10 protein-coding genes and 1 pseudogene are annotated in these 8,419 nt (G+C 72.5%); 9 read left to right on the top strand and 2 right to left on the bottom strand.

The features are described 5' to 3' along the window. Positions 1 to 285 (top strand): annotated as a pseudogene (locus tag G3I53_RS34180) (sigma-70 family RNA polymerase sigma factor); the annotation flags it as partial. A 45-nt stretch (positions 286 to 330) separates the two neighbouring features. Further along, complete coding sequence (locus G3I53_RS26500; RefSeq protein ID WP_164334013.1) at positions 331 to 828, top strand: GNAT family N-acetyltransferase; 498 nt, start codon at positions 331 to 333, stop codon at positions 826 to 828. Between the two features lie 71 nt (positions 829 to 899). Here the strand turns inward: G3I53_RS26500 and G3I53_RS26505 are convergent, their stop codons facing one another. Together G3I53_RS26505 and G3I53_RS26510 are read right to left on the bottom strand one after the other, a co-directional pair. Further along, positions 900 to 1,316 carry a hypothetical protein gene (locus G3I53_RS26505; RefSeq protein ID WP_343239545.1) on the bottom strand — a complete coding sequence of 139 codons (417 nt, stop codon included), beginning with the start codon at positions 1,314 to 1,316 and terminating at the stop codon, positions 900 to 902. A 1-nt stretch (position 1,317) separates the two neighbouring features. Continuing rightward, positions 1,318 to 1,677: a hypothetical protein gene (locus G3I53_RS26510; RefSeq protein WP_164334015.1), complete on the bottom strand. Its 360-nt coding sequence runs from the start codon at positions 1,675 to 1,677 to the stop codon at positions 1,318 to 1,320. A 143-nt stretch (positions 1,678 to 1,820) separates the two neighbouring features. Here G3I53_RS26510 and G3I53_RS26515 point away from each other — a divergent pair, with 143 nt between their 5' ends. From G3I53_RS26515 to G3I53_RS26545, 7 genes are all read left to right on the top strand, one after another. Next, positions 1,821 to 2,471, top strand: coding sequence for an HAD family hydrolase (locus G3I53_RS26515; RefSeq protein WP_164334016.1), 651 nt, complete (start codon positions 1,821 to 1,823; stop codon positions 2,469 to 2,471). A 402-nt stretch (positions 2,472 to 2,873) separates the two neighbouring features. Further along, positions 2,874 to 3,911 (top strand): ATP-binding cassette domain-containing protein, encoded by a 1,038-nt coding sequence (locus G3I53_RS26520; RefSeq protein ID WP_164334017.1) that lies wholly within the window; start codon positions 2,874 to 2,876, stop codon positions 3,909 to 3,911. After that, complete coding sequence (locus G3I53_RS26525) at positions 3,908 to 4,645, top strand: methionine ABC transporter permease (RefSeq protein WP_164334018.1); 738 nt, start codon at positions 3,908 to 3,910, stop codon at positions 4,643 to 4,645. The genes G3I53_RS26520 and G3I53_RS26525 overlap by 4 nt, the downstream gene beginning before the upstream one ends. A gap of 86 nt (positions 4,646 to 4,731) precedes the next feature. Further along, positions 4,732 to 5,562, top strand: coding sequence for a MetQ/NlpA family ABC transporter substrate-binding protein (locus G3I53_RS26530; protein WP_164334019.1), 831 nt, complete (start codon positions 4,732 to 4,734; stop codon positions 5,560 to 5,562). A gap of 172 nt (positions 5,563 to 5,734) precedes the next feature. Beyond that, the gene (locus G3I53_RS26535) at positions 5,735 to 6,373 is read left to right on the top strand and encodes a GNAT family N-acetyltransferase (RefSeq protein ID WP_164334020.1); all 639 of its coding nucleotides are present in this window, start codon (positions 5,735 to 5,737) and stop codon (positions 6,371 to 6,373) included. A gap of 126 nt (positions 6,374 to 6,499) precedes the next feature. Then, on the top strand, positions 6,500 to 7,708 hold the full coding sequence (gene cbiE / locus G3I53_RS26540; RefSeq protein WP_164438844.1) for a precorrin-6y C5,15-methyltransferase (decarboxylating) subunit CbiE: 1,209 nt from the start codon (positions 6,500 to 6,502) through the stop codon (positions 7,706 to 7,708). 381 nt (positions 7,709 to 8,089) lie between these two features. After that, a partial coding sequence (locus G3I53_RS26545) for a hypothetical protein (protein ID WP_203617440.1) occupies positions 8,090 to 8,419 on the top strand: 330 nt, incomplete at its 3' end.

Raw genomic sequence — 8,419 nt, forward strand, 5'->3', positions numbered from 1 at the left:
GCACCGCTCGGCACGGACCCGGCCGACCCGGCGGACCCCGGACCGGAACGGCTCGCGCTCAACGCGGCCCGCGGCCGGGCACTGCGGGACGCCGTGCGCCGGCTGCCCGGCCGCTGTCCCCGGCTGCTGGAGGCGCTGCTGTCACCGCAGGACCCGACATACCGGGAAATCGCAGGCGCGTTGGCTATGTCACAGGGCAGTCTTGGGCCGGAACGTTCCCGATGCCTGGGATGTCTACGTCGTTTGCTTGCCGCGGAGGTTGCGGGGGGCGGACGTGGGGGATAGGAGTGGGGGACAACAGGTGATCAGGTGAGCGGGAGGCGTGCGCACATGGGCATGAGCGTGACCATCTCTGCGGCGACCGAGCAGGACGCGGAGCAGATCTTCAGGCTGCAGTACCTGTGCTTCCAGAGCGAAGCGGCCCTCTACGGCAACTACCGCATCGACCCGCTGGTGCAGACCCTCGAATCGGTCCGCGCGGAGGTCGCCGCCGACTGCGTCTACGTCGCCCGCCTCGGCGAGGAGGTGGTCGGCTCGGTGCGCGGCACGATCACCGAGGAGGGCGCCGCCGCCATCGGCAAGCTCTGCGTCCACCCCCGCCTCCAGGGCCACGGCATCGGCGCCCGCCTGCTGCGCGCGGCGGAAGCGGCCCTCGCCGAGGAGCGCGGCGCCCGCACCTTCCGCCTGCACACCGGACACCGCAGCGAGAGCAACCTGCGGCTGTACAGCAAGGTCGGCTACCAGCGAGTGGGCACCTCCCAGGGCGCCGACGGCGTACCGATGATCGTCCTGGAGAAGACGGCCGGATCGTACGCGGCCACGGCCTGACGCCCCGTCGGCCTCCGGCGCCCGGCTCCTGACGCCCCGTCGGGACCCGGGCCCGGGGCGCCGGTGTGCCGTTACGGGGTGCGGGCCCGGCGCAGCCAGTACATCGCCGTGAGCGGCAGCAGCACGGGGATGAACAGGTAGCCCATGCCGTAGTCCGACCACACGGTCGCGTCGGGGAAGGCGGACGGGTCGGCCAGGGTCCAGGTGCCCACCGTCAGGACGCCCACCAGTTCGGCGGCGCAGCACACCAGCGCCGCCCTGCGGGCCGTCTCCCCGCCGCGGACCAGCGTGTAGGTGATGAAGCCGTAGACCACGCCGGCCACCGCCGACAGCGTGTAGGCGAGCGGTGCCCGGTCGAACTCGGTGGCGATCTGGTACACCGAGCGCGAGACCGCGCCGACCACCATCACGCCGTACAGCCACACCAGCAGCATGCCGGGGCCGCCGATCAGACGCGCCCGGGCCGGCTTCTCCCGCGTCACGGTCACCTCAGCCTCCCCAGATGTCATAGAGCCTGACCTCCAGCACGGCCAGCACGACGCCGCTCGCCGCGACCGTCACCGACCCCCACCGGGTGCGCTCGCCCAGCGACATGAAGCCGGCCGCGGGCACGCACGCGAAGGCGCCCAGCAGATACGCCACGAAGATCGTCGTGCCCTGCTCCGGCTTCTCGCCCCGGGCCAGCAGCACGATCCCGGCGATCAGCTGCACCAGCGCCAGCAGCGTGACCACGGCCATGCCGATGAAGTGCCAGTCCTTGGTCGGCTGGTCGCGGTAGGCGGCCCAGCCGCACCAGGCGGCCAGCAGCAGCGCGGCGACGCCGGTCACCAGCGTCAGGACATCAAGCATGGCAGCGACCTTATTACGCCCGAAAACCCCCGCCGTGCCCGGCCCCGGCCCGGGGCGCCGCGAGAGCCCGGCCGCGGGCCGCCGGGGGCGGGAGGGGATCGCCGTTCGAGGTCGCCGCCCCTCGAACCCGTAAGGTCGATGGCATGACCATCCATGCGCAAGCCCTCCTGTTCGACAACGACGGCACCCTGGTGTCCACCCTGGAATCCGTGCGCCGCTGCTGGACCCGGTGGGCCGCGGAGTACGGGATCACGGCGGAACGGTTCGGCGCCGTCGAACTGCACGGGCGGACCGCCGCCGAGATAGCCGCCGACCTGCTGCCCGCCGACGTCGTCCCGGAGGCCGTCGCGCGCATCGAGGACCTCGAGGTGGAGGACGTCCCGCACGGGGGAGTGCGGCTGCTGCCCGGCACCCGTGAGCTGCTCGCCGCCCTGCCCGCCGAGCGCTGGGCCGTGGTCACCTCCGCCACCCGGCGGCTGGCCGAGGCCCGCCTGGACGCCGTCGGCATCCTGCCCAAGACGCTCGTCGCCGCCGATGACGTCACCCGGGGCAAGCCCGACCCCGAGCCCTACCTGCTGGCCGCGCGCACCCTCGGGGTGGACCCGCGGCACTGCGTCGTCTTCGAGGACGCCCCCGCCGGGCTGCGCGCCGGCCGCGCCGCCGGCATGCGGACCGTGGCCTTGGCCACAACCCACGAGGCCGGCGAACTCACCGCCGACCTGGTGGTCCCCGACCTGTCGGCCGTGTCCGTACAGGTCACCGGCGTGGGCATGGAGATCACGGCAGGCCACTGAAGTGCGCGGATGCGTGTCCACGTGGGTCCACATGCTGGACAGCGGGGGCGGGTCGGGAGCAGACGTCTGGTTTACTGCTCGTATGACCACGACGAGCGACCGCACTCCTGCGACCGAGGCGCATCAGCCGCCCGGTGCTCGTTGTATGTGTCCGCTCCGAATGTGCGCCTTCTAGAGGGCCCCCGCACCACCTGAGCCTCGCGCCCCGAAGCGAGAGCCGGCTCGCGTCCGGCCGCATGCCCCCATGCCCGCCCGAGCCACGCCCGCGCGCATCCTTCCGCGCCCCGGATCCCTCCGGCCCGCCCGGCAGCACCCCGCCGCGCCCCGGCCGCCCCCGATCCCCGAACGCCACGTGCCCGGTGCCCGCGACGCGCCGCGCACTCGAGAGTGACGGATACCCACGTGATCACCACCTCCGGCCTGACCAAGGTCTACCGCTCACGCGGTCGCGAGGTCACCGCCCTGGACGGCGTCGACCTGCACGTCCGTGAAGGCGAGGTCTACGGCGTCATCGGCCAGTCCGGCGCCGGCAAGTCCTCGCTGATCCGCTGCGTCAACCTGCTGGAGCGCCCCACCTCCGGCACCGTGACCGTCGCCGGGCAGGACCTCACCGCCCTCGCCGGCCGCGGCCCCCGCGCGGGCCGGGAGCTGCGCCGGGCCCGCAGCCGCATCGGCATGGTCTTCCAGCACTTCAACCTGCTGTCCTCGCGCACCGTGCAGGACAACGTCGAGCTGCCCCTGGAGATCCTCGGGAAATCGGGGAAGGAACGTTCCCGCAGGGCCCTGGAGCTGCTCGACCTGGTCGGCCTCGCCGACAAGGCCAAGTCCTACCCGGCCCAGCTCTCCGGCGGCCAGAAGCAGCGCGTCGGCATCGCCCGCGCCCTCGCCGGCGACCCCAAGGTGCTGCTCTCCGACGAGGCGACCAGCGCGCTCGACCCGGAGACCACCCGCTCCATCCTGGGGCTGCTGCGCGACCTCAACCGCCAGCTCGGCCTGACCGTCCTGCTCATCACGCACGAGATGGACGTCGTGAAGTCGATCTGCGACTCGGCCGCCCTCATGGACCGCGGCCGCATCGTGGAGTCCGGCACGGTCACCGACCTGCTCGCCACCCCCGGCTCCGAACTGGCCGCCGCGCTGTTCCCGCTCGGCGGCGAGGCGACCGGCGAGGAACGCACCGTCGTCGACGTGACCTTCCAGGGCGAGAGCGCCACCCAGCCGGTCATCTCCCAGCTGTCCCGCACCTACAACATCGACATATCGATCCTGGGCGCCGCCATCGACACGGTCGGCGGCCTCCAGGTCGGCCGGATGCGCATCGAACTGCCCGGCCGCTACGAGGACAACGTCGTCCCGGTCGGCTTCCTGCGCGAACAGGGCCTGCAGATCGACGTCATCGGCCAGGACCGGCCCGAGCTCGTCAAGGAGGGCGCCAAGTGACCTGGTCCGAGATGCAGCCGCTGCTGGAGCAGGCGTCCGTCGAGACGCTGATCATGGTCGGCTGGTCCACCGCGATCTCCGTCGTCGTCGGCCTGCCGATCGGCGTGCTCCTCGTCCTCACCGACAAGGGCGGCCTGATCCAGAACACGGTCGTGAACAAGGTGACCGGCCAGATCGTGAACGTCGGCCGCTCCATGCCGTTCATCATCCTGATGGTCGCTCTGATGAGCTTCACCCGCTGGGTCACCGGCACCACCATCGGCAGCGAGGCCGCCATCGTGCCCCTCGCCATCGGCGGCATCCCCTTCTTCGCCCGGCTCGTCGAGACCGCCGTGCGCGAGGTCGACCACGGGCTCGTCGAGGCCGTCCAGTCGATGGGCGGCAGCACCTGGACGATCGTCCGCAAGGTCCTCGTCCCCGAGGCGCTGCCCTCGCTGATCGCCAGCACCACCACCACGGTCATCGCCCTCATCGGCTACTCCGCCATGGCGGGCACCGTCGGCGGCGGCGGACTCGGCGACCTCGCCGTCCGCTACGGCTACCAGCGCTTCGAGTCCGGCCTGATGTGGGTCACCGTGGCCCTGCTCGCCGTCGTCATCTCCCTGATCCAGTTCGCCGGCGACTACGCGGCCCGCTCCCTGCACCGCCGGGGAGCCCGCTCCGGCCCCGGACCCAGGCTGCGCCTGCTGAAGGCCGGCGAACCCGCCGCCGCCGACATCAGCAAGGTCGCCTGACCCGGGCCACACCCCCCCAGAACGACGGCGCTTCGCGCCGCGCCCCTTGCCCCAAGGGGTCGTACCACCAAGGAAAGGCACTTTTCGTGCGTAACACCGCCAAGATCACCACCGCTGTCCTCGCCGCCGGAGCCCTCACCCTCGGCCTCACCGCCTGCGGCTCCGACAAGGACGACGCCTCCTCCGACGGCAACGGCCCCCTGGTCGTCGCCGCGAGCCCCGTACCGCACGCCGAGATCCTGACCTTCGTCAAGGACAACCTCGCGAAGGAGGCGGGCCTGGAGCTGGAGGTCAAGGAGTTCACCGACTACGTCACGCCGAACACGGCGACCGAGGACGGCTCCGTCGGCGCCAACTTCTTCCAGACCCAGCCCTACCTCGACGACTTCAACAAGAAGAACGGCACCCACATCACGTCCGTCGTCGACGTGCACCTGGAGCCGCTCGGCCTGTACTCCAACAAGGTCGACAAGGCCGACGCGCTGAAGAACGGCGCGACCGTCGCCGTCCCCAACGACACCGTCAACGAGGGCCGCGCGCTGCAGCTGCTCGCCGCCAACGGCCTGATCACCCTCAAGGACGGCGTCGGCACCGCCGCCACCCCCGCGGACATCACCGACAACCCCAAGAACCTCAAGTTCAAGGAGCTGGAGGCGGCCCAGACGCCGCGCTCCCTGGACGACGTCGACGCGGCGGTGGTCAACGGCAACTACGCCATCGAGGCCGACCTCAAGCCCGCCGAGGACGCCCTCGTCCTGGAGTCCGCGAAGAACAACCCGAACAGCAACCTCCTCGCCGTGAAGGAGGGCCAGGAGGACGACCCGCGGGTCAAGAAGCTCGCCGACCTCCTGACCTCGCCCGAGGTGAAGAAGTTCATCGACGAGAAGTACGCGGGCTCCGTGGTCGCCTCCTTCTGACCCCGCCCGCAGGACTGGAACCGTCCACGAGGGGCACTCCCGCCGCAGGGCGGGGGTGCCCCTCGCGCCGTTGTGCGAGCGGGGCGCACCCCGTGGTGCGGCAGAGTGCTTTCATGCTGCATGCTGGGCAGTTCAGCAGCACCCGACGGTCTCTCAGGTTACGGAGCGGCGCATGACGAGCACCTTCCCCAACATCTCCATCAGCACGGAGCGGTTGGTGCTGCGTCCCCTCGACGGAGACGACGTGCCCTCCTTCACCGCCATGATGAACGACGAGCAGGTCGCCGCCTGGACCGACGTGCCCCAGCCGTTCTCCGAACAGGCCGCCCGCACCTGGATCACCGAGTCCGCCCCCGCCGAACGCGCCGCCGGACGGGGCCTGGACCTCGCCGTCACCGAGTTCCTCACCCAGCGCCTGGTCGGCGTCGTCCGCCTCTCCCGGACCAACTGGCACATCCGCTCCACCGAACTCTCCTACATCATCGCCCCCTGGGCCCGCGGCGAGGGCTACGCCTCCGAGGCCGCCCTGGCCACCGCCCGGTGGCTCATCGGCGACCAGCGGCTCCAGCGCATCGAGCTGCGCACCGCCGCCGACAACACCGCCGCCCAGCAGGTCGCCCAGAAGATCGGCTGCATCAGCGAGGGCGTCCTGCGCAACGCCTGCATAGCCCACCTGCGCACCGAGGACGGCGGCTGGACCGACGTGCGCACCGACTTCATCGTCTGGAGCCTGCTCCCCGAGGACCTCGACGGCGCCGCCGAGCAGCTCGCCGACACCGGCGGCTACACCTCGTTCACCGACTGGAACTGACCGCGGCCCCGGCGAACGGCACCACCGCCCGCCCGGCCCCGGAACCCCACCAGGTACCCTCACCAAGCCCGGCCTCCGGCCGGGCGGCCGACCACGACCTGCGCGAACCCCTGGAGACTGACGACGATGGCCGACCGGGTCACGGTGATCGGCTGGGACGGCTCGCCGCTGACCGCCGCGGCACGCTCCGCCCTGGGCGCCGCCACCCTGGTGGCCGGCGCGGCCCACCACCTGGCGCTTCCCGAGGTGCCCGCGGGCGCCGAGCGCATCCGGCTCGGGTCCGTCGCCCTCGCCGCCCGCCGCATCGCCGGTCACCGCGGCACCGCCGTCGTCCTCGCGGACGGCGACCCGGGCTTCTTCGGGGTCGTCCGCACCCTGCGCGCCCCCGAGTTCGGCCTCGAGGTCGAGGTCGTCCCCGCCGTCTCATCGGTGGCCGCCGCCTTCGCCCGGGCCGGGATGCCCTGGGACGACGCCCAGGTGGTGGTCGCCCACCCGCGCACCCTGCGCCGCGCGGTGAACGTCTGCCGGGCCCACACCAAGGTGGCCGTCCTGACCTCGCCCGGCGCCGGGCCCGCCGAACTGGGCCTGCTCATGGAGGGCGTCCACCGCACGTTCGTGATCTGCGAGGAACTCGGCACCGCCCGCGAACAGGTCACGGTGGTCACCTCCGACAAGGCCGCCGACCACACCTGGCGCGACCCCAACGTCGTCATCGTCATCGGCGGCCCCGCCGGCGCCGCCGACACCGGCTGGATCGCCGGACGCGACCCCGCCTCCGGCCCGCGCGGCTGGTCCCTGCCCGCCGAGGCCCACGGCGGCGGCCTCGGCGAGGGCGAGCGGGAACTGCTGCGCGTCTCCCAACTCGCCCGCCTCGGACCCCGCGTGGGCGACCTCGTCTGGGACATCGGCTGCGGCAGCGGCCTCTTCGCGACCGAGGCCGCCCGGGCCGGCGCCGCCGTCCTCGCCGTCGACAGCGACCCCGGGGCCTGCGCCCGCACCGACGCCACCGCCCGCCGGTACGGCGTCCAGCTCCAGATCGTCCACGGCACCGCCCCGCACGTCCTGGAGAACCTGCCCGAACCCGACGTGGTCCGGGTCGGCGGCGGGGGAGCGGCCGTGGTCTCCGCGGTCGCCGACCGGCGCCCGCAGCGCATCGTCACGCACGCCGCCACCCGCGACACCGCCGAACGCGTCGGCCGGGACCTCACCGAACACGGCTACCGGGTCGAGTGCGCGCTGCTCCAGTCCGTCGAACTGGACACCCAGGTCTGGACGGAGACCGAGCGGAGCGTCGCGTTCCTGCTCAGCGGGGTGCTGCCCGCACGCGGCGCCTGACCGCGGGACCGTACGCGGCACCGTCCCCCCTGATCGGCTTGTCGTACCGCGCGCGGTAGGCTGACCGACCGTTGTACCGCAACTCGGACGCTCGCCGGCTCGTCGGCCAATGTCGCGAAAACACGCCCGTTTTGGGGCGCGTGTGGTACGGCACAACCCGAGGACGCGCAACGTGGCGCAGTCCACAGCGGAACCGTCGCCGATCAAGCTGACGCGACGGCCGAACGGCCGCGAGAATGCCAGTGAATGGCTTTGTCGCCTTTTTTGGACCGGCCGTTCGTGCCGCTGGGGACGCACGCTCGTTCTTCAGTGTGGGGCGGTCGGTGCGCCGTTCCGGGCGAGCGGGTCGTAGGAGCACTAACCGATGGGCGAGGGGTACGCATGACCGACACCGGCCAGGTCCCGGGCGAGGGACAGCCGGAGAACGCAGGCACGGTGGAGCAGCAGGGCGCCCCGGCGCCCGGCGTGTACACCTACCTCTCCGAGCACTCACCCGAGGAAGAAGACCTTCTCCTCCCCGGCGCGCAGGGCGCCTGGGGCAACGAGGTGGCGCCGCCCGCGCCCGAGCCGGTCGTGGAGACCGTGCACGAGCCGGGCCCGCACGAGACCGCCGGCCGCGACAGCGGCTCGGTCGACCTCGGCGGCGTCCGCCTGCCCGACCCGGCGCAGCGGCCGACGCCCGCTCACGGCACCCCGCATGAGCAGGGGGCG

The sequence above is a fragment of the Streptomyces sp. SID14436 genome (genome assembly GCF_010548465.1).
Lineage (GTDB): Bacteria > Actinomycetota > Actinomycetes > Streptomycetales > Streptomycetaceae > Streptomyces.

What these genes read in the sequence shown, in the direction of transcription:
- G3I53_RS26500 (WP_164334013.1), top strand. Translation starts at nt 331, where the DNA reads ATGGGCATGAGCGTGACCATCTCTGCGGCGACCGAGCAGGACGCGGAG.
- G3I53_RS26510 (WP_164334015.1), bottom strand. Translation starts at nt 1,677, where the DNA reads ATGCTTGATGTCCTGACGCTGGTGACCGGCGTCGCCGCGCTGCTGCTG.
- G3I53_RS26515 (WP_164334016.1), top strand. Translation starts at nt 1,821, where the DNA reads ATGACCATCCATGCGCAAGCCCTCCTGTTCGACAACGACGGCACCCTG.
- G3I53_RS26535 (WP_164334020.1), top strand. Translation starts at nt 5,735, where the DNA reads ATGACGAGCACCTTCCCCAACATCTCCATCAGCACGGAGCGGTTGGTG.
- cbiE (WP_164438844.1), top strand. Translation starts at nt 6,500, where the DNA reads ATGGCCGACCGGGTCACGGTGATCGGCTGGGACGGCTCGCCGCTGACC.